Origin of the sequence: Sphingomonas sp. (assembly GCF_045810705.1) — a bacterium.
In the GTDB taxonomy this organism is placed as follows: domain Bacteria; phylum Pseudomonadota; class Alphaproteobacteria; order Sphingomonadales; family Sphingomonadaceae; genus Sphingomicrobium.
In genome coordinates this window covers 129,872-149,367 of the sequence record NZ_JBJMVI010000011.1, presented here as the reverse complement: position 1 = coordinate 149,367, position 19,496 = coordinate 129,872, and the positions used below count along the sequence as shown (strand labels likewise).

General features: G+C 66.4%; 15 protein-coding genes. 4 read left to right on the top strand and 11 right to left on the bottom strand.

The window, feature by feature from the left end:
* Positions 1 to 6 precede the first annotated feature (6 nt).
* The gene (locus tag ACJ8FR_RS06085; protein WP_407827730.1) at positions 7 to 4,809 is read right to left on the bottom strand and encodes a beta strand repeat-containing protein; all 4,803 of its coding nucleotides are present in this window, start codon (positions 4,807 to 4,809) and stop codon (positions 7 to 9) included.
* A 4-nt stretch (positions 4,810 to 4,813) separates the two neighbouring features.
* Positions 4,814 to 6,622 (bottom strand): ShlB/FhaC/HecB family hemolysin secretion/activation protein, encoded by a 1,809-nt coding sequence (locus tag ACJ8FR_RS06080; RefSeq protein ID WP_407827729.1) that lies wholly within the window; start codon positions 6,620 to 6,622, stop codon positions 4,814 to 4,816.
* A gap of 308 nt (positions 6,623 to 6,930) precedes the next feature.
* Between ACJ8FR_RS06080 and ACJ8FR_RS06075 the strand changes: the two genes are divergently transcribed.
* Positions 6,931 to 8,928 (top strand): TonB-dependent receptor, encoded by a 1,998-nt coding sequence (locus ACJ8FR_RS06075; RefSeq protein ID WP_407827728.1) that lies wholly within the window; start codon positions 6,931 to 6,933, stop codon positions 8,926 to 8,928.
* Here the strand turns inward: ACJ8FR_RS06075 and ACJ8FR_RS06070 are convergent.
* A complete protein-coding gene (locus tag ACJ8FR_RS06070) occupies positions 8,925 to 9,434 on the bottom strand; it encodes a YybH family protein (RefSeq protein ID WP_407827727.1) in 510 nt (169 codons plus the stop codon). The two genes, ACJ8FR_RS06075 and ACJ8FR_RS06070, sit on opposite strands and share 4 nt — an antisense overlap.
* Positions 9,435 to 9,630: 196 nt before the next feature.
* Here ACJ8FR_RS06070 and ACJ8FR_RS06065 point away from each other — a divergent pair, with 196 nt between their 5' ends.
* The gene (locus ACJ8FR_RS06065; protein WP_407827726.1) at positions 9,631 to 10,488 is read left to right on the top strand and encodes a hypothetical protein; all 858 of its coding nucleotides are present in this window, start codon (positions 9,631 to 9,633) and stop codon (positions 10,486 to 10,488) included.
* 252 nt (positions 10,489 to 10,740) lie between these two features.
* Here ACJ8FR_RS06065 and ACJ8FR_RS06060 read toward each other — a convergent pair whose 3' ends face one another.
* Genes ACJ8FR_RS06060 through ACJ8FR_RS06025 form a run of 8 tightly spaced genes read right to left on the bottom strand, consistent with a single transcriptional unit; the run spans position 10,741 to position 18,267 of the window.
* Complete coding sequence (locus tag ACJ8FR_RS06060) at positions 10,741 to 11,157, bottom strand: c-type cytochrome (protein ID WP_407827725.1); 417 nt, start codon at positions 11,155 to 11,157, stop codon at positions 10,741 to 10,743.
* The gene (locus ACJ8FR_RS06055) at positions 11,138 to 11,959 is read right to left on the bottom strand and encodes a cytochrome c oxidase assembly protein (RefSeq protein ID WP_407827724.1); all 822 of its coding nucleotides are present in this window, start codon (positions 11,957 to 11,959) and stop codon (positions 11,138 to 11,140) included. The genes ACJ8FR_RS06060 and ACJ8FR_RS06055 overlap by 20 nt, the downstream gene beginning before the upstream one ends.
* Positions 11,956 to 12,288 carry a hypothetical protein gene (locus ACJ8FR_RS06050; RefSeq protein ID WP_407827723.1) on the bottom strand — a complete coding sequence of 111 codons (333 nt, stop codon included), beginning with the start codon at positions 12,286 to 12,288 and terminating at the stop codon, positions 11,956 to 11,958. The genes ACJ8FR_RS06055 and ACJ8FR_RS06050 overlap by 4 nt, the downstream gene beginning before the upstream one ends.
* Positions 12,285 to 12,896, bottom strand: coding sequence for a cytochrome c oxidase subunit 3 (locus ACJ8FR_RS06045; protein WP_407827722.1), 612 nt, complete (start codon positions 12,894 to 12,896; stop codon positions 12,285 to 12,287). The genes ACJ8FR_RS06050 and ACJ8FR_RS06045 overlap by 4 nt, the downstream gene beginning before the upstream one ends.
* Positions 12,893 to 14,857, bottom strand: a complete 1,965-nt coding sequence (gene ctaD / locus ACJ8FR_RS06040) for a cytochrome c oxidase subunit I (protein ID WP_407827721.1) — start codon at positions 14,855 to 14,857, stop codon at positions 12,893 to 12,895. Before ctaD ends, ACJ8FR_RS06045 begins: the two co-directional genes overlap by 4 nt.
* On the bottom strand, positions 14,854 to 15,873 hold the full coding sequence (gene coxB / locus ACJ8FR_RS06035) for a cytochrome c oxidase subunit II (RefSeq protein ID WP_407827720.1): 1,020 nt from the start codon (positions 15,871 to 15,873) through the stop codon (positions 14,854 to 14,856). The genes ctaD and coxB overlap by 4 nt, the downstream gene beginning before the upstream one ends.
* A gap of 2 nt (positions 15,874 to 15,875) precedes the next feature.
* On the bottom strand, positions 15,876 to 16,430 hold the full coding sequence (locus ACJ8FR_RS06030) for a c-type cytochrome (RefSeq protein WP_407827719.1): 555 nt from the start codon (positions 16,428 to 16,430) through the stop codon (positions 15,876 to 15,878).
* Positions 16,408 to 18,267: a PQQ-dependent dehydrogenase, methanol/ethanol family gene (locus ACJ8FR_RS06025; protein WP_407827718.1), complete on the bottom strand. Its 1,860-nt coding sequence runs from the start codon at positions 18,265 to 18,267 to the stop codon at positions 16,408 to 16,410. The genes ACJ8FR_RS06030 and ACJ8FR_RS06025 overlap by 23 nt, the downstream gene beginning before the upstream one ends.
* A gap of 226 nt (positions 18,268 to 18,493) precedes the next feature.
* Here ACJ8FR_RS06025 and ACJ8FR_RS06020 point away from each other — a divergent pair, with 226 nt between their 5' ends.
* Complete coding sequence (locus ACJ8FR_RS06020; protein WP_407827717.1) at positions 18,494 to 18,625, top strand: KGG domain-containing protein; 132 nt, start codon at positions 18,494 to 18,496, stop codon at positions 18,623 to 18,625.
* Between the two features lie 112 nt (positions 18,626 to 18,737).
* Positions 18,738 to 19,481: an energy transducer TonB gene (locus ACJ8FR_RS06015; protein ID WP_407827716.1), complete on the top strand. Its 744-nt coding sequence runs from the start codon at positions 18,738 to 18,740 to the stop codon at positions 19,479 to 19,481.
* The last annotated feature ends 15 nt before the right edge of the window (positions 19,482 to 19,496 follow it).

The following is a 19,496-nucleotide window of genomic DNA, read 5'->3' as shown; positions in this document are numbered from 1 at the left end:
CTCCGATCAGTCCGACGTACCCGGACCTTCGATCATTGTTTCCATGCCGCCACTGGTGACCGGCTGCTCAAGGTCGGATTTCAGCTGGACTGGCCCGGAGTTGATTAGGCCGAGCGACGAGTCGACTCCCGAATCGTCGTCGCCCTTCTTGCCGGATTTCTTCTCGCCCTGCTGTTGCTCCTGCTCGCTCGCATCGCTGGTTACGACGTCCCCCGGGCTCCCAACCTGCTGGATCGGCCCGAGGATGGCCTCGGAGCTTTGCACCGACGGCGGTGGTGCCGGCGGTGGCGGCGGCGGTGGAGGCGGCGGCGGTGGCGGAGGTGGCGGCGGCGGTGGAGGCGGCGGCGGTGGAGGCGGCGGCGGCGGTGGAGGTGGAGGTGGAGGTGGAGGTGGAGGCGGCGGCGGTGGTGGTGGCGGAGGGGGTGGTGGCGGCGGCGCCGCTCCGATCGCTAGCCCGTTGAACGTCGACCCCTGCGCATAGGTAACGCCGTGGTCGAGGCCGAAATTCACCTGGTTGAAGAAGTCGGCACCGGTCGTGAAGCTGCCGTCGGCATTCTGACGCCGGCCAAAAGCCACAACGTTGATGGCGCCGGTCGCGCCCGGCCCGGTGGCCACGTTTGCGCCCAGCACATCGAACGCGAAATTGGCCGTGCGACCGTTGAAACCGCCGCCGTTCTCGAAGCCGTTGGACAGGTTGGGGCCAACCGCAAAGTTGCTGAAGGCCATCACCGTTACGGTGTAGGTACCGGCGGGCAAGAGCGACTGCAGGAACGTATCGTAGTGCGCGCCGGTATGCGGATCGGCGGGGACGTTGGAACCGCCGTCGTCATTCTGGTTGATGAGCAGGCCGACAGAATTGAACAGTGCGAGGATCGGATCGAACCCACCCGACGGGATCACCTGCCCGGCCGAGTTCGTGCCTCCGGCGTAGGAATAGGTGCGCAGAGTGATCTGAGTTTCGGCAGTGATCGTGAAGTCGAAATGGAGCACGTCGTTGGCGGTGGTCAGGGTCCCGGTGAAGGAGAAGCCCGGCGTCCCCGCCAAGGTCGTGATTGGCTGGTAGTGGCCGACGAGCAGCCCGCCCCCGCCGACGGTCAGGCCGGCGAAGTCGGTGGCTGTGCCGCTATTCTGGATGAAGATGTTGCTGCCGGTGACAAGCTCAATTCCGCCCGCCTGCAAATAGCCGGCGGGATTCACCGGCCCGCTGTTGGTTGCCAGCGCTTCGGCGTGCCCGGCAAAGTTGGGGTCGGCGGCAAGCCGCGCCGCGAGCGAGCTGTCGGCAGCGACGATGTCGTGAGCCTTCAGCGTCAGGATTCCGGACAATTTGCCGTCCGGTCCAGTCATCTTGATGCTTCCGGCTGGCGTGATCACTTCGATCCGCTGTCCGGCAGATAGCAGAAGCGTGTCGGTGGGGGCGGCGTTGATGTAGTCGACGCCGCCGACGACACTGATCGAGCTGTCGGTGTTGACCGCAATGTGCGCGACACCGCCGCCTTCGCTGGCGCTGCCATCGATGTGGACATCGCCGATGACGATCCTGGGCGCAGTTGCGCTACCCTCCGCGATGGCGGGAGCGCGCGCGTTGACGACCACCTCACTGGCGCGAATGTCGCCGGCCTCGTTGAGGCTATAGGCGCCGGCCGGGGCCGACGTATTGGCGCCGATGTAGATCGGTCCGTTGCTTACCGCGTTGAAGGTGATGAGGTTGGTCATGCCGCGGACGCCGAGGCTTGCGCCGGCAGCGATGTTAAGATCGGCCGAGGTGACCGTGATATTGGGCGCGCGGACAGTGCCAAGGAAATTGGCCGCGCCGCCCGCGGTGAGCTCGACCGAAGTGCCTACGGTAGCGTTGCCAATCGAAAGACCCGTGCCTGCGGCCGCTTGCAATCTTCCGGTAGTCACCGGACCGTTGATGGTGATCGATCCGCCCGTGTGGATGGGGGCCAGAGCGAGCACGACGTTGGGGTTGAAGTCGCCGTCGCTGTCGCCCTCGAAGACCCCACCGCCGGTCGCGAACATCGATGCGTCGGCAATGTACACTCGGCCATTGGCCGCGGTGGTGATGGAGCCGGTACTCGTGGCGCCTCTGACCAGGGTCATGACGAGATTGCCAGCGGTGAGGTTGCCCGTGGTCAAGCCTCCGAATGTCACGAATCCGACGTCGCCGGGTCCGCTGACGTTGCCGACGGTGATTGATGTTCCAGACCCAATGCCCACGGAGAAGTTGTTATCGGCAGGCAGGTTGGGGCCGACGGTGATGTTGCCGAGAATGACCGCACCCTCTGCATCGCCCTCGACGCGAGTGGCCGCGTTGATGTTGCCGCCGGTGACCGCTCCGGACGCGGAAAAATTCAAATGATCGGCGGTGACCTTGCCGAAGTTGATGTCGCCGTCCGAGTCGAGGTCCACCCGGCCGGTTGAGGTCAGATCACCGGTTACCGCGACCAGCCCGCCAGCACCGAGCGCGGTGAGCGACACGTCTCCGAAATGCGTGACGGCTTCAGGGCCGATGGTGAGCTTCGCACTGCCGCCAATGTTGCCGTCGGTGGTCGAGCCAGTGCCACCGAATGCGCTCGCGCCGACGAACACAGAATCGGCCGTCACGCTGCCGTTGACCGTGATCGAGGCGTTGCCTCCTGACGTGGAGCCGTGGGAGCTGGTCCCATTGCCGCCTTGCGCCTGCGCCGCGCTTTGCAGGAGTCCGTCGACGTGCAGCGAGCCGTTGACGATAATCGACGAGCTGCCGGCGTTCGCGGGACCGCCCGACAGGCCGTCTCCGCCCTGCGCGAAAGCCGTCGCCACGAAACCGTCGAAGTTTGCCGAGCTCCCGCCGAATGTGGCGTGGCCGTCAAGCAAGACGTTGTTCGTACCGCCTTGCGCCGAGCCGCCGTTGCCTCGGCCCGAAGCGCCCGTGCCACCTGCCCCGCCGAGGCTGTTCATGGAAGCAAGATAGATGCCCGCGTCGACCGAAGCGCCCGCGGCGACCAGGACTATGTTGCTCCCGGCGTGGCCAAGGCCGCCATTTCCGCCAAGGCCGGATGAGGTGGTTCCTCCGTTCCCGCCGAATCCGCGCGCCTGGAACGTCAGATCTCCGCTGGTGAGACTGCCCTGGATCAGCATCGACACATCGCCGCCAAAGCCGTCGCCACCGGTCGCCAGCGTCGAACTCGCCGGTCCGGAATAACTGCCGCCGAAGCCCTGCGCCGTGGCAAGGATGTGCCCAGTCGTGGTGATCGACGAGTTGGAGTCCGTGACAATCAGCTGGACCGAGCCGCCCTGTCCCTTTCCGCCGTGGGTGCTGCCGTCGAGCATGTTTCCGCCAGTGCCATTGGCATGGGCGTCGATGGCGCCATTGACCTGGATCTTGCCGCCGCCTGACGCGGCGATGGCGATATGGCCGCCGGTGCCGTCGCCGCCGGCCTTGTCGCCGCCACCGGCATTGTCCTGGCCGTAGGCACTGGCGTCGAGCACCAGGTTACCGGTGGTAATCGTGCCGCCGGAACTGGATTCGACCAGAACATTGCCGCCGGTCGCATCCCCACTGTCACTTGCAGTCGCCGCGGGGCCGCGGCGATCGACCGTCGCGGCGAGATTGCTCGTCCCGTTGATCGTAAGCGCATGTTCGTTATCGGCGACGAGCGCGATGCCGATCGGGCCGGTTGACGACTTGCTCTGCAGGGTAAGGTCGCCGGAGAAGCTGATGTTGGCAGCCGACGCATCGGCGAGGATCGCGCCGTTGGCGAAGCCAAAGACGTCGGAGGTGAAGTTCGACGCGCCCAGCGACCCAAAGGTGATGCTCGCGTTGCCGCCGGTCTGGTTGGCGAGGTGGCCGCCGCCGAGGTCGTTCAGGCTCGAGCCGGCCGATAGGACGATCTGGCCGTTCCTGACGGAAGCTCCTGTAGCTGCAGGCGCGAAGCCGACGGAACCGCCGAGCAGCATGGTCAGCGCCTGGTTCTTCGGGACCGCGACCATGTAGATGCCGTGGCGATCGCTCGCGCTCGCGTTCGCCGCGCCGCCGGTCGTGCCGGTGTGGACGATGCCGTTGGAGTCGGACGTGCCGCCGCCGACCGGGATTTCGATATCGAATAGCCCCTGGTCGAGAGTCATCGTGGCGCCCTCGGCCGCCACATATGCTGCCGAGCCGTTGACCTGCACATTGCCGCCTTGTTCGATACGCGGCGCGATCATCGCCACGTAGGAATTGCGCGCATTGATCTGGGCGCCCGAAAGGATGTTGATGCTCCCCGCGCTGGACGCGGACTTCGAAAAGATGGCGTTGAAGCCGCTGCTGGTAGTGCTGAAACCGGTCGGCAGATCGATGCTGGTCAGCAGCAGGCCACCAACATCGAAGATCGCGTGCGCGCCGACCACAATCCCGCCAGGGCTGTAGAACCAGACGTTGCCGCCGGTCGCGCCACCGGCGAGCTTGCTCAATATGCTGCCGTTGAGCTCGATCGCCCGCGTGGCGTCGGTCGGAATGATGCGATTGAGGACCGTGAAGCCCGCGAGGCCGTCGCTGCCCTGGTAGGTCGCGGTATTGCCGGCGGGCAGGAAATTGACGTTCCCGCTGCCCTGCGTGTCACTGGGCGCCCAGTTGATCGTGGCGTTGCTGGTTCCGATCGTGATCGTATCGCTGCCCGGAGTGCCGCTGGCGTAGGTGACGGTCCCCGCAACTGTTGTCGGCACGCCCTGGAAAGCCTGAGCCCAGGCTCGCTGCGGAGTCACGGCGACGGTGATCGCGAGCGTCGCGCAGGAGACGAGTAATTTGTGCCGTTTCAGGCGGTACGCTGGGTACAAAGCATGTGACATGACATCAGTACCTCCATGGCCACAGACGGGTTGTGAGAGACACCAGCAAACGGGGATCGGGCTTCGAGTTGAACGGCCCGATATGAGTGAGCGGAACGGCTAGCCCGGCATCGAGGACGAAGCGGTCCCAGTTGATCCGCGCCCCGGCGCCGATCGAATCCAAATGCTGACGCTGAGTGACGATGATGGCACTCCCCCGATGGCCGACTTGGGCATGATCCCAAAAGGCATAGCCCTGGATGGCCGGACGGTCCGCGGCGACCTGGATCCGGCTGCCGTAGCGGACCTCAAACTGTGTCCCGTAGCCCCGGTCGCCAAGCAGCGAGCCCGGATCGTAGCCCCGGCCAACCGTATAATTGCCGGTCGAGAAATCCTCGAAGCTCAGCAGCGGCTTCCAGGCATATTGCGCGCGCAGCCCGAGCGCGAAGGTGAGCTTGGGGACCGGCCGCAGTTCGCCATAGGCCGTCAGCCGCATGACCGTTGCGTCCGACTGGCCGTCGAGGCGGCTGGGAGGAATAGTGTTCGGGCCGAGGCAATTGACCCCCAAGGGACCGCAATCGCGCGTCGCGCCCAGTGCGCGGATCCCCTGGCGAAGCTCGACCAGGCCGCTGAAATGCCAGGGCGGCTCGGCGCTCGAGAACTGCGGACCAAGATCGCTCGCGATCGTGTCGATGCCGAGGCGCAGGAACGCCACCCGCAAGCGGTCGCGGGTGAGCGGAATATGATCGAGACGGACGTCCTGGTTGACGACGTCCATGCCGACCGACCCACGGACGGTTTCCGACTGTCGGCGGACGAACGGGTAAGCGAGCTCCATCGTCGCGAACAGGGTGCGGGCAAGGATTGCCGCATTGGGCACGGTTGGCCGCGCCCACGCGTAAGTGAACGAGCCAGCAAGGCTCATCCCCTCCGGCCCCAAGCGCATGTCATGCGCCAGCTGGACGGTTTGCTGCTCATTGAAGTCGGCAGTGCTGAACAGTGATAGCGAGGTCCGGTCGCCGAGCCCGGTCAGGCCGAACAGCTGGCCGCGCAGTAGTCCGCCCCAGGGACCGAGCGCCCGCGAGCCGCCGTTCTGCACGATGAAATCGGCATAAGCCGGCAGGTGCTGCACCGTGACATCGCCGATCACATCGCCGGGCGCGGTCCCCGCCGGGCGCAGCGTCAGCCGCACCGTGTAGCCCGGAAGGTCGCTCGCGAGCAGCAGATAGCGTTCCGCCTCGTAGCGGTTGAACAGCGGCTGCCGGGTGAGCCGTCCAAGATAGGCCGCAAGGGCGGTCTCGGCGCCGGTGGCCTCGCCCCGCACGCGCACCTGCGTGAGGTGCGCCATCAGCACCTGGAAGCGAACGATCCCGTCCCCGATGCGCTGCTCGGGCACCTGGACCGCAGCGATGTAGCCGGCGTCGCGAAGGATGGAAGCGGCCCGGTCGCGGATTTCGCAAATCGTCGCAATGGGGACGTCGCGGCCCATATACTGGGCGTAGGCTGAAGCGAGGTCGGCACGGGTGAGGCCCTGGAGCCCGTCAAACTCGGCGCCGCGAAGGACGAAGTGGATCGACTTGAACTCCGGCCCGTCGAGCGCGCAGGGCGCGCGTTCGATCCCGCCCTCGACTTCCAGCCTGCTCTGCGGCGGGGGCGGCGTAGTGGCGGGGCGAGTGACTTCCTCGCGGGTCGGCGGAGCCACCTGCGGCGGCGGCGTAGACTGAGCGGCCGCGGGCGCCGGCGCGGCGGCGAGAACGGCCGCGGTTGCGAGACAAGCGGAGCGGCGGCGCGCCGCACCGCCGAATGACTGCAATGGACGAGGTCCAAAGTTCACCGGGGCGCCCCCTTCCCGGATGGTGAGCGAGTCGCGCTCGAAAGAATGCGGGGAATTAGAGCAATTTACTTGGCTTTCATCAACACTATTTTAACCATAGTTAATTCGCAGGCCTGTAACCCGTCCCGCGATGAGATTTTCGGTCGACGGAACAACACCCGTCGGGCAAGCTTCTAACCGCATGGCAGAGCCTGAAAGCACCAACCAATTGTCCTGGCCGTGGTGGGCACCGTGGGCGCTGCTTGCCGTCGCGGCCACCTCGCTGTTGACGATCGGCGCGACACTCTACGATATCCTATAGCCTGCCTGTGGCGGACGCGCTGCCACCGCCGCCGCCGGCCATCGTCATCACCGGCACCGCGCTTCCCGAGCCGAGGGCCGAGAGGGTCTATGCGGCCCAGCGCATCAGCGCGCGGCAAATCGAACAATCGCCAAGCCACGAGCTCGATCAGCTGCTCAAGGATGTGCCGGGAATGCAGCTGTTCCGCCGTTCCGATGCGCGCAGCGGGCACCCGACCAGCCAGGGCGTGACCTTGCGCGCACTCGGCGGCAATGCCTCGAGCCGGGCGCTGCTGATGGTCGACGGCGTGCCGCAGAGCGACCCCTTCGGCGGCTGGGTTAACTGGCCGGCCTACGACCCCGCGACCTTCGCCGGCATCCGGGTGGTGCGCGGCGGGGGAAGCATCGCCGATGGACCGGGGGCGCTCGCCGGGACGATCGAGATGACCAGCCGCGCCGATGCCGGGATCGGCGGCGAGATCGACGCGGGCAGCCGCGGTTCGCTCGAGGCGCGCGCGCGCATCGCTATTGCTGCCGGTAGAGGCGTGCTCGGCGTGTCGGCGCGCGCCGAGCGAAGCGACGGCTTCGTACCGATCACGCAAGAGACCCGCGGTCCCGCCGACGAGCGCGCCCCTTACGAGCAATGGAGCGGCCGCGGCCGCTGGGTTGCGCCGCTGGGCAGCGAAACCGAGCTTCAGGCGAACCTGTCGGGCTTTCACGACTGGCGCACGCGGGGGACCGATTTCAGCGCCGACCGCACCAACGGCGCCGATGGCTCCTTGAGGTTAGTCGGGCGCGGCGAGTGGCAATGGACCGCGCTCGGTTATTGGCAATGGCGCAACTTGCGCAGCAGCACGGCGGGCCTCAGCGCCGGCCGCGCTATCGCGACGCGGGTGCTGCTTCAGGATTCGGTGCCGTCGCATGGGCTCGGCGGCAGCGTCGAGGTGAGGCCGCCGATGCCGCCAGGGATCGAGCTCAGGATCGGCGCCGATGGACGAAGGACCAGCGGCGAGACGCGCGAGCTGACTAACTATGTCGCCGGGAACCCGACCCGGCGACGGTTTGCCGGCGGCGAGACCTGGACCAGCGGCGCGTTCGCCGAGGCATCGGCCGATGTTCATGGCATCGTGCTGAGCGGCGGTGCGCGCATCGATCGCTGGCAAGTCAGCGGCGGCCATCTGTTCGAGCAGACGATCGCCACCGGGGCGGTTTTGCGCGACGAACACGACGCGACGCGGCGCGGGTGGTTGCCGACCGCGCGCGGCGGCCTGCTTGCGCCGCTTGGCGGCGGGTTCAGCCTGCGCTCGGCCGCCTATCTCGGATGGCGCATGCCGACTCTCAACGAGCTGTTCCGGCCGTTCCGCGCCGGGCTCGACGCGACCGCGGCGAATGCGAACCTGGATCCGGAGCGGCTCGCCGGAGGCGAAGTCGGCATCGACTATGCCCGCGGGCCGTGGCGTCTTTCGCTGACCGGCTTCGACAATCGCCTCAAGGACGCGATTTCCAACGTGACGCTCGGCGTGGGACCGGGGACGTTTCCGCAAGTCGGTTTCGTAGCGGCCGGCGGCACCTTTCGCCAGCGCGAGAATGTCGATGCGGTGAAGGTGCGCGGGATCGAGGCTTCGGCCGAATGGTCGCGAGGCCCGTGGGCGGTGCGCGCTGGCGCGAGCTGGACTCATGCGCGAATGGAGGCGAGCGGCGCGGCGGCGCTCCTGAACGGCCTCCGGCCCGCGCAGACTCCGAGCTTCGCAGGCACATTGTCGGCGAGCTGGGAGCGCGGCGGCAAAGGCGCCGAGCTCGTGCTGCGGCGCGTCGGCGCGCAGTTCGAGGACGACCTCAACACGCGGGTGCTCGGCGGCGCGACGACGCTCGATGCCTTTGGGTCATGGCCGCTTGCCCGCCGGCTGCAGATGGTCGCGCGCATCGAGAATATGACGGATGCGCTGGTGATCGCGGGCATTGGCGGCGACGGCTCGGTCGAGCGGGCGACGCCGCGGACGTTGTGGCTCGGGCTGAGGCTGCGCTAGGGCTTGAGGTCCATCCGCGCCTTGCCCGTCGCCATGTCGATGGGGACCGAGATGTGCTCATGGACGACCCGCCATTGGCCGTCGACGCGCTTCAGGCCTTCGGTGTAGCGAAGCCACATATCGACAGGCGTGCCATTGGTGAGCTTCCCGGTCAGGCGCTCCAATCCATAAGCGAACGCAGTGTCTTTGCCGGCAGCGATATGGTCGTCGCTTATCTCGACGTGGATCGGGCCATCGAACTGCGCAAAGAAATCGGCGTAATCCTTGCGGTATGCGTCGGAGCCCTTGAATTGAAGCGGGGGGACGATGTCGTAGGCGGTGAGCGCGGCGCCCGGCGCGTACATGGCCATTACGCCGTTGACGTCCTTGGTCTCGAACGCCTTCGCCCAACCGTCGAACAGCGCCTGGATCTGCTTCGCCGATTGCGCGCCATCATTCCTGGGTTGTTCCTTAAAGCAGCCGGTGACGAGTAGACCGGCCGCGCAAATGCTGAAAAGCTTCGTCACCATGGCATCCTCCGCACAAATGCTGCGCGCGTCGGCGCGCACGCGCATGATAGCCGGGACGGGACACGCGGAGAATGACCACGGAATCGGCGCGTTTTCAGTGATATTACGAAGAGTTCACGAGCTGGTTCATCGGCGGTAGGGGTCGGCGGATCATGGTTCCGACCTAAACGGCGAGGTTGAAGTGCCGGAACCAATGCGGCGATCCGACGCTTCAATTCCTCTTCCCTTACGCCCGGAGAACCAAGTGACAGAGCGCGATCACGTCGCCGAAGTATTGAGCAAGGTTCCGGCGGTCACGCTCGGCTTCTGGATCATCAAGATCCTTGCGACGACGCTTGGCGAAACGGGCGGAGATAGCGTCACCATGACCTGGCTGGGCGAGACAACGGCTCAGCCCGTGGCGAACGGCTATTTGATCGGGACCGCCATTTTCGGCGTGTTGCTGGTGGGTCTGGTGTGGGCGCAGATACAGGCGCGCAGGTTTAACCCGTGGCTCTACTGGGCGACGATCGTCGCTTCGACGACCTGCGGGACGACGCTTGCCGACTTTGCCGACCGCTCGCTTGGGATCGGCTATCCGGGCGGATCAATTCTGCTGCTCGCCTGCGTGCTCGGTTCGCTCTTCGCCTGGTACCGGACCGTTGGGACCGTCGACGTGAACACGGTTACGAGCCCGCGCGAGGAAACCTTCTACTGGATCACCATCACCTTTTCGCAGACTCTCGGCACGGCCTTGGGCGACTGGATTGCCGATGCGGGCCTCGGATATTCCGGCGGCGCCCTGGTGTTCGGCGCAGGGCTGGCGGTGCTCGCGGTCCTCTATTTTACGACCCGCTTCAGCCACGTGCTGCTGTTCTGGGCGGCGTTCATCCTGACCCGTCCGCTCGGCGCGACCGTCGGCGACTTCCTCGACAAGCCGGTTGCCAAGGGCGGGCTCGAAATGAGCCGGCCGATCGCGTCGCTGGTGCTGGCCGTCGCCATCATCATCCTGATCGTGGTGATTCCGCAGCGGCCGGGAAGCCACCCGGGTCAGGCGGAAGCGGCGGTCTAAAGCGCGATTCGTTGTTTATTGCGTAGCCGCAACAATTTGGGCATAAGCGCGCCCGCTCGGCCGTTGAACCGCTGATGGAGCCGAGCCTTGATCTCCCGCATCGTCTGTTCCGTTGTCGGCCATCGCCGCTCCAAGTCCAGCGCCCATAGGGTCGAGGGCGAGTGGCGAAGCTGGTGCAAGCGTTGCGGCATGAAGCTCGTGCGCATCCGCAGCTCGAGATGGCGCCCGCTGCGCCATCCCTCCGTCAGGCACTTACTTCGCGCGCGTGTAGAGGAACGCAGTGATGTCGCGGGCGTCAGCCTCGCCGACCTTCAGGTCAGGCATTGCGGTTCCGGGCGCGACATGCTGCGGATCGCGGATCCAATGCTCCATGTTCGATGGCGTGTTGGCGAGATGCCCACCGATAATCACGCGGAGCGCGACGCCGTCGAGCGGTGGACCAACCATGCCAGTGGCGGTGCGGACGCCGTTGAGCGCGTGGCAGCTGCCGCAGCCATACTGGATGAACAGCGCCTCGCCGCGCCGGGGATCGCCGCCGGTCTCGGCTGCGGCATGGGTGCGCATCCGTGCGCGCTGCTCGACATATTTGTACATCACACCGGCCAGCGCGACGACGAACAGGAGCGCGGCGAGAACGCCGAACGTCCGGCTAGTTGATGGAGAGCGCACCGGCGCCTCCTTCGGAAGTCTTTAGCCACTTGTAGAAGAGCGCAAGTGCGGCGAGCCCGTGGAACGCACCGCCGGGGATCCACATGATGAGCCCGGCGAGGCGCTGGTCGTCGACCGCGTCGAGGGCGATGCCGGTCATGCCCATCGCGGCATAATCGGCGTACCACGGGCTCGACGACAGGCTCATCAGCGCACCCAGCGCACCGCCGATGAGCGACGTCGCGAACAGGCAGGCGGCGGAGAGGCCGTAATTGCGGCCGCGCGGGTGGAGCATTGCCCACCAGAACAACAGCGAGCTGAGGAAAAAGCAGGCGTGCTGGGCGATATGCCAGCCGAAGCTGTCGAGGGCGCGGTCGAACAGTATCGGGGCGTGCCACGCCCACATCATTATGCCCTGGATCACCGTCGCCGTGACCGGCTCGGTGAGCCGTTTCCATACCGACTGCAGCGGCAATTTCCAGCTGCCGCCGAGGGCTCGGCGAAGCGGCCGCGGCAATCCCCAGGCGAGGATCGCGCCCGCGCCCGAGCCCGCGAGCAGCAGAGCCGCGACGAGCATGATCAGCTCATGCTCGATCATGTGCATGGTGAAACTTCGCTCGCCGGCCTCATGCAGTGGCGAAGTTAGGGAGAGGGCGAGGACCGCCCAGCCGGACAGGAACAGCGCCGGGCGCACCGGTGTGGCTGCGCGCTTCGACAAACGCCACCAGCCGACGAGGTAAATGAAGAGCGCGAGCGCAAGGGGGACGGTGAGCAGGGGATCTAGCGTCCAGCCGAGCAGCGCCTGGCGGTGATGGTGGGTCACGCCCAGCACCGCGGGATGACCAATGAGGCGATGAGCGGGAGGATGACGCCGATCGCGTAAAGAGCGCAGGCGAGCAGTCCGACAACGGCCACGAAGCGCCGTGCGGGCGCTTCCCTTTCGCTGCCATAGACTCGCCAGGAACCGAGCGCACCGAGGCCGATGATCGCGAGCCCGGCGAACGTCCCGATGATCACGATGAGCGGACTGCCGACGCGGCAATCCTGAAATGTCGCGTCGGAGCCGAGCTGATGCGCGAGGAAAAAGCCCGCGGTCCCGAGCGCCAGCGCGGCCCAGGGCATGAAGCCGTCCCGGATGCGCTCGCTGTTCACAGCCGCGGCACCCAGTAGATCATCAGGTAAACCGGGATCCACAGCAGCCAGACGTACCGCCAGTAGAGGCAATTCTCATCGGTATCGACCAGGCGACGTCCTTCCCACCCGAGGTCGGTGCGCATCAGCAGCCACAGCACGATCGTGTCGCCCCAGTCGGTCAGGATGTGCGTCGTGTGCAGGAACAGAAGGGTCCAAATGACCGAGCTGTAGGCGTCGTCGGTCCAGCGGCAGTTGAGGTTGTTGAACTCGAACCCGCGGATGATGAGAAGTACGGCCCCCGCCCCGATGATGACGGGCATGAGCGCACGGATGGCCGGCACGTCGCGCTCACGAGCCGCCTTCTTGATCATCGAATTGGGGATTTCGCTGAGCAGCATGACGACCAGGAACAAGGTGCCCCACAGCAGGTTGGCGGGCTGGCGTCCTTCCGGCGGCCAGCCCTGCTCATGGCCCATGAGGAAGAAATAGGCGGCGAAGGTGAGCCCGAAGAACGCGCCCTCGATGACCATGAAGGCGATGATTCCCCACCAGGTGAGGCTGCTCGGCCCGAACTTATAGGTCGGGAGGCTGGCGACGTCGTCGGTGAAGCGGGGCGCCGGGATCATGTGATCACCGGTTCCGGTTCGCGCTTGATCTCTTTCGGCCAGAACCAGGCAGCGATGGCGATGGCCGCGGGGATCGCGCCGAATACGACTGCCCAGGGCGAGAAGATCGAGGAAACGAAGAGAATGCCGACCGCGACCGAGGCGATGAACGGCCACAGGCTCGGGGCGGGAACCGGCTCGCGCAGGTCGGGCGCAGCTGCCACGACCGTCGTGAGCAGGATTTCCTTTTGATCGACGCGAAGACCGGTGACGACCGGCAGCTCGGCGACATTGTCCCACAGCGGCGTGCGGCTCTCGGCCACCGGGATGTGCGCGAAATTATACGCCGGAGGCGGCGAAGTCGTTGCCCATTCAAGGCTCGCCGCGCCCCACGGGTTGGGGGGAGCGATCGCGCCGCGGTAGAGCGAGACGAGGCCGTTGACCACGAACAGCATCACCGCCGCGGCGACGACGAACGCGCCGATGCTCGACAGGAGGTTCGGCAGTTCGAGGCCGAGCCCGGCCGGATAGGTGTAGACCCGCCGCGGCATTCCGAGCAGCCCGCTGATGTGCATCGGGAAGAAGGCGAGCTGGAAGCCGAGGAAGATCATCCAGAAGCCGATCTTGCCGAGCGTCTCGCTCATCATGCGGCCGGTGATCTTGGGGTACCAGTAGGTGAGGGCGCCTAGCAGCGGGAACACCGCGCCGCCGATCAGCACATAATGGAAATGGGCGACGATGAAGTAGGTGTCGTGCAACTGGAGGTCGAGCGGCACCGACGCGATGATCACTCCGGATAGGCCGCCGATGACGAAGGTGACGATGAAGCCGACCACGTACAGCATCGGCACCTGGAAGCGCGGCCGTCCGTCCCACATCGTCGCCAGCCAGCAGAAGATCTGCAGGCCGGTCGGTATCGCCACGGTCATGCTCGCCGACGTGTAAAAGCTGTAGCCGACCCGCGGCAGGCCGGTGGCGAACATGTGGTGCACCCACAACCCGAAGGCGAGGATGCCGGTCGAGACCAGCGCCAGCACAACCACCGGATAGGCGAACACCGGCCTGCGGCAGAACGTCTCCGTGATCACGCTGACGAAGCCCGTCGCCGGGAGGAAGATGATGTACACTTCGGGATGGCCGAAGAACCAGAAGAGATGCTGCCACAGCAAAGCGTCGCCGTGCTCGGCCGCGTTGTAGAAATTGGTCCCGATCAAGCGGTCGGCGATCAGCATGCTTGATGCCAGCGCCACGGCAGGCATCGAAAAGACAATCATCACGGCGACGACGAGCATTGCCCAGGCGAACAGCGGCATGCGCGCGAGGGTCATGCCGGGCGCGCGGGTCTTGAGGATCGTGGTGATGAGCACCACCGCCGCGGCGAGCGCGGAGACTTCGGTGAAGGTGATCATCTGCGCCCAGACGTCAGCGCGCTTGCCGGGGGAGAATTGCGGTCCTGAAAGTGGCGTGTACGCGAACCAGCCGATGTCAGGACCGACGTTCAGGACGAACGCGACCCACAGCATCAGTCCGCCGAACAGATACATGAAGTAGCTGAAGGCATTGAGGCGCGGGAAGGCGGTCGAGCGCGTGCCGACCATCAGCGGGATGATGTAGACCGCGACACCTTCCATCACCGGCACGGCGAACAGGAACATCATCGTCGAGCCGTGCATGGTGAACAGCTCGTTGTACCGCTGCGCGCTGATCAGGGCGCTGTCGGGCTGGGCGAGCTGGACGCGCATCGCCAGCGCGAGCACGCCGCCGAGCGCCAGGAAGATCAGCGCGGTGACGATGTAGCGCCTGCCGATCTCCTTGTGGTCGACGGTCGCGAGCCAGCCGAGGATTCCCGGCGGACGGCGCCACGTCCGCGCCAGCCGCGCCTCGAGCCTTGGGCCCTTGAGCTTCGGCCCGTCGCGGGCGAGCTTTTTGCGCTCGCGCGCGAGCCGTTCGTCTTCGGCGTGGACGCGTTCCAGCTCCGTCATTTCAAGGTCTCGAGATACGCGACGACCGCGTGCAGCTCGCTGGGCTCGAGCCCGACCGTCGGCATCTTGGTGCCGGGCTTGATCGATTGCGGGTCGGCCACCCAGCCGTAGAGATTGCCCTCGTTCATCGGTAGCATGCCCGCGGCGATGGTCCTGCGGCTGGCGAGGTGGGTGAGATCTGGCCCGACGGTTCCGCTCGCCGGCGTTCCGGCGATGGCATGGCACGAGCCGCAGGCGCGGGTGGTGACGTACTTGTAGCCCGCCAATGCGAGTGGGTTTGCCGGCGCGGCCGCCTCCTGCAACTGATGCTGCCACCATTTGAGGAAGTCGGGATAGGAATCGACGTCGACGACGAGCGCCATCTTGGCGTGCTGAGCACCGCAGAATTCGGCGCACTGGCCGCGGTAGATGCCGACCTTCCGCGGCGTGATGGTGATGTCGTTGTCGCGGCCCGGAATGAGGTCCTCCTTGCCGGCGAGGCTCGGCACCCAGAAACTGTGGATCACGTCGTTCGAGCGAAGCAGGATCCGCGCCGGCACGCCGACCGGCAGGTGGATCTCGTTGGCCGTGCGCACCATCTTCGAACTGTCGGCGGCGTTGTACCGGACGTCCCACCACCATTGGTTGCCGGTGACGGTGATGGAGAGCTTCTCGCTTGCTGCGGCGCTCGCCATGCCGCGGTCGGCGACGAAGCTGGCGATGGCGAGCGCGACGAGACCCGTGCCGACCAGCGCGCCCCAGGCGATCAGCCCGGTGCGCATCAGCGGATCGGTCTCGTGGTGCCGCTTGTCCTCCATCACGTTCGCGGCGCCGGCCCGACGCCGCCGAGCGATGCTGGCGATCAGGAACGCGATCACCAGCACATACATGATGGCCGATATCAGCAGGAAGATGATGAAGAGGATGTTGAACTGACGCGCTTCGGTCGCGGCGTTGCCGAAAGTGCTCTGGTAATGCTGGTAGCTGCAAGCCGACGCGGCCAGCGGTAGAAGCAGGACTGACGCACGCGCACGCATGGTCATTGCTCGGCGGTATCTGAGCTATGCGCCGGCTCGCGCGGAACGAGAGTCTGCGGCGCGGTGTTGCTCATCGAGTCCGTGCGGCTGCTGACGGCATCCTTGCTCGGCTGGCCGGACATGGAGCGGACGTAGGCGGCGAGCTGCCAGATCTGGTCCTGGGTGAGCTTGGCGCGCCACGAAGGCATCCCGTTGGGGCGGCCCTCCGCGATCGAGGCGGCGATCTGGTCGATGCGCCCGCCGTAGCGCCATTCGTCGTCGATCAGCGCCGGACCCATGCCCCCGCCGCCGTGACTATGGCAGCCGGAACAGTTCATTTGCGAAAAGAGCGTCTGCCCTTGCGAGATGGCCGGAGCGTTATTGTCGAAAAGCCGGGCGCGGGGATCGAGCGCGGGAGGCGTCGTCCCGCCTGGCCAGATGGTGTCGGGACTCTCGCCCGCAGGCACGGTCTCGCCGATCGGCTTGGACCGGCTGTGGCGCTCCTCGCGGTCGCACGCGGTGAGCGCGAGCGCCGCGAGCGCGACGGCGACGAGGCTAGCGCGGCAGGGTGAAGACATAGAGCATGCCTCCCGCCGTGGTCTTCATCGGCAGGTCCTTGACCGCGTTGGCGAAGCCGAGGGCGCCGGTCGGGTCGCGCGTGTCCATCTTCGCCGACACCACCGCGCCGGCCCAGCCGCCCACGCCTGCGACGACCGCGATATATTGGCGGCCGTCCGGGCCACGATAGCTGATCGGCTGGCCGATGATCCCGCTGCCGGCCTTGAACCGCCACACGTCCTTGCCGGTGCGCGCGTCGACGGCTTTGAACCAACCATCCATCGTGCCGTAGAAGACGAGGCCGCCGGCGGTCGCGAGCGCCGGGCTCCAAAGCGGCAGGTCTTCGGGAATCTCCCACACCTTGCGCTGGTGGACCGGGTCCCAGGCGGTGAAGGCGCCGCGATTGCCGCCGGGGCCGGCGTACATCTTCACGTCGGCGCCGACATAGGGCGTCCCCGAGATGTAGTTCGCCTGCATGGCGCCGAAGTCCATGCAGAGGTTGTTGTGGGGGATGTAAACGAGACCGGTGACGGGGCTGAACGCCGACGGGTTCCAGTCCTTGAGGCCGGGGGCGGCGGGGCAGATGTCGCGGACCACGCGACCGACCTTGGGCGCCTTGTCCTGATTGGGAATCATCTTGCCGGTCTTGAGATCGACGCCGCGGTATCCGTTCACATAGCCATAGGGCACGGCCGACAGCACCTGACCGGTGCGGCGGTCGTGGACGTAGAAGAAACCGGCGCGGGCTGGCCGGAACAGCACCGGGCGTCGCCCGCCGTTCCAGGGAATGTCGGCCAGGATGATCTCGTTGATGTCGTCATGATCGAACAGATCGTGCGGCGTGGTCTGGTAGAACCAGACCGCCTCGCCGGTATTGACGTCGCGGGCGAAAACCCCGGTGGTCCACTTGTTGTCGCCGGGCCGCTGGTCGGGGTTCCACGGGCCCGGGTTGCCGATGCCGTAATAGAGAAGCTTGGTCTCCGGGTCGAAGCTGATCCACCCCCAGACGGTGCCGCCGCCGATCTTCCACGCTTCGGGCGGCCAGCTCTTGACGCCGAGGTCCTTGCCCCGGTCCGAGGCGTAGAAGGGCTTGAATCGCGGACCGATCAGCACGTCCTTGTCGGGGCCGGTGTTATACGCGCGCCAGGCGAGCCTGCCGCTGCCTTCGTCGAGCGCGGCGATCCAGCCGCGCACGCCCATCTCGCCGCCGGAATCGCCGACCAGCACTTTGCCGCCGGCGACCAGCGGCGCCATGGTCATCGTCTCGCCCTTCTGGATGTCGCCGAGCTGCGCGCGCCACACCTGGTGCCCGTTGTTGGCATCGACCGCGATCGTCTGCCCATCGAGCGTGTTGAAGAAGATCTTGCCCGAATCGTACACGGCGCCGCGGTTGACCGTGTCGCAGCAGGCGACGCCCTGGCTGGCGGCGAGCGGCTTGGGCTTGAACACCCATTTGGCCGGCGCCCCCGGCTTGGTCAGGTCGAGCGCGTAGAGAATATTGGGGAACGGCGTGATCAGGTACATCGTCCCGTTCACGACCAGCGGCGGGGCTTCGTAGCCGTGCATGGTTGCGGTCGAGAAGGTGAACGCGATCGACAGCTTCGAAATGTTCGCCGACGTGATCTGGTTGAGCGCCGAAAAGCGCGTCGCCGCATAATCCTTGCCGGGCATGACCCAGTTGCCGTCGTCCGCGGGCGAGGCCGCGGGTGCCGGCACCGCATGATCACCAGCAGGCGGGGAGCCGTATATGGTCGCGGAGCCGAGCTGCTGCTTGGGCTGTGAACGATTGCAGCCTGCGAGCGACGCGCACGCGGCCGCCGCGCCAAGAGCCGTGACCAGATACTCAACTCGCCGCATCACGCCCCCGTTAAAAGGCCGGCAGCGAAGCCCGGGTGAGTAGCTAAAGTCCCTGCCGGTCTGCAAAAATCGCCGCGCCTGTTTTTGGTTCCAGCCCGGAAACAGACCTAACCGAGGTTAGGCAATTCGGATGCCTGGAACAGCAGTTCGCTAACCTGAATCAGCATTGTGAACCGCTGTTTTCCGGGAGCGTTGCCGGAGCGCCCATCGAGAAAAGGAGAAGCACATGGCAGCAACCAAGAGTAGCGGTTCCAAGCGGGGATTTGCGGCGATGGATCCGGCCAAGCAGCGCGAGATTGCGAGCAAGGGCGGGAAGTCCAGCCACGGCGGCGGACGCCGGCCGAGCGCGAGCCGCTAAGGCTCGCCGCTCAAGGAGCCAGGAGCGCCGGTTTGCGAGGGCAGGCCGGCGCTTTCTCGTTGCCGGCGTTGCGGCTGCGCAACGCGCGCCCATGGGTTGGCGTTGAACAGGCGTGGCCTATCGAACGGACGTCAATGCGCGCGACAAAAGCGGCGCGATCGCGGCGGTGGTCGCGATCCACGCGGCGCTGCTCTTCGCGTTCCTGAACCTTTCGGGCAAGCTCGACCTTGGCAATGAGCAAGCGGGCCTTCGCCTCATCGATTTTTCCATCCCGCCAGCACCGCCTCCCCCTCCGCCACAGCAGCGGCAGCCGGTGAAGCCGAAGGAAAAGGAAGGCGGCTCGGCACCCAGGAACATCCGCAGCCAGGCGACTCCTGTCGTCGCGCGGAAGCCGAAGATCGTGACTCCGCCGGTGCAGACGATCGCCGCAAGCGAGACGCCGCGCCAGGGCGCCGCGCCGACCCAGGGCGCGGCGGCTGTTCGCGGCCCCGGGACCGGCGCGGGCGGCGCCGGCAACGGGACCGGCAGCGGCTCGGGCGGAAACGGTTCGGGCGGCGGCGGAGACAATGGCGTCACGGAACCGCCCCATCTCGCAACGTCCGTGCTGGGCGGTCGCGACATCCCGCCCGAGATCATGGACCGCTGGCCGCGCGGCGCGACCGTGTTCATGCGCTTGCGGGTGGATGCGCGCGGCACCGTTGCCGAATGCACGGTCGATCGCGGCACCGGTGTGGCAGTGATCGACAACGCCATGTGCAACATCGCGCATGAGCGACTGCGCTTCCGCCCCGCGCTCAACCGCAGCGGACAGGCGGTTGCAGGATGGTTCGGATACGCGCAACCAGCGCCGCGATAATCAAAAGGGATTCGC

Coding starts and splice junctions, on each gene's coding strand:
- ACJ8FR_RS06030 (WP_407827719.1), bottom strand. CDS start 16,430: ATGTCTTCACCCTGCCGCGCTAGCCTCGTCGCCGTCGCGCTCGCGGCG.
- ACJ8FR_RS06085 (WP_407827730.1), bottom strand. CDS start 4,809: ATGTCACATGCTTTGTACCCAGCGTACCGCCTGAAACGGCACAAATTA.
- ACJ8FR_RS06045 (WP_407827722.1), bottom strand. CDS start 12,896: ATGATCCCGGCGCCCCGCTTCACCGACGACGTCGCCAGCCTCCCGACC.
- ACJ8FR_RS06025 (WP_407827718.1), bottom strand. CDS start 18,267: ATGCGGCGAGTTGAGTATCTGGTCACGGCTCTTGGCGCGGCGGCCGCG.
- coxB (WP_407827720.1), bottom strand. CDS start 15,873: ATGCGTGCGCGTGCGTCAGTCCTGCTTCTACCGCTGGCCGCGTCGGCT.
- ACJ8FR_RS06065 (WP_407827726.1), top strand. CDS start 9,631: ATGCGGCGATCCGACGCTTCAATTCCTCTTCCCTTACGCCCGGAGAAC.
- ACJ8FR_RS06020 (WP_407827717.1), top strand. CDS start 18,494: ATGGCAGCAACCAAGAGTAGCGGTTCCAAGCGGGGATTTGCGGCGATG.
- ctaD (WP_407827721.1), bottom strand. CDS start 14,857: ATGACGGAGCTGGAACGCGTCCACGCCGAAGACGAACGGCTCGCGCGC.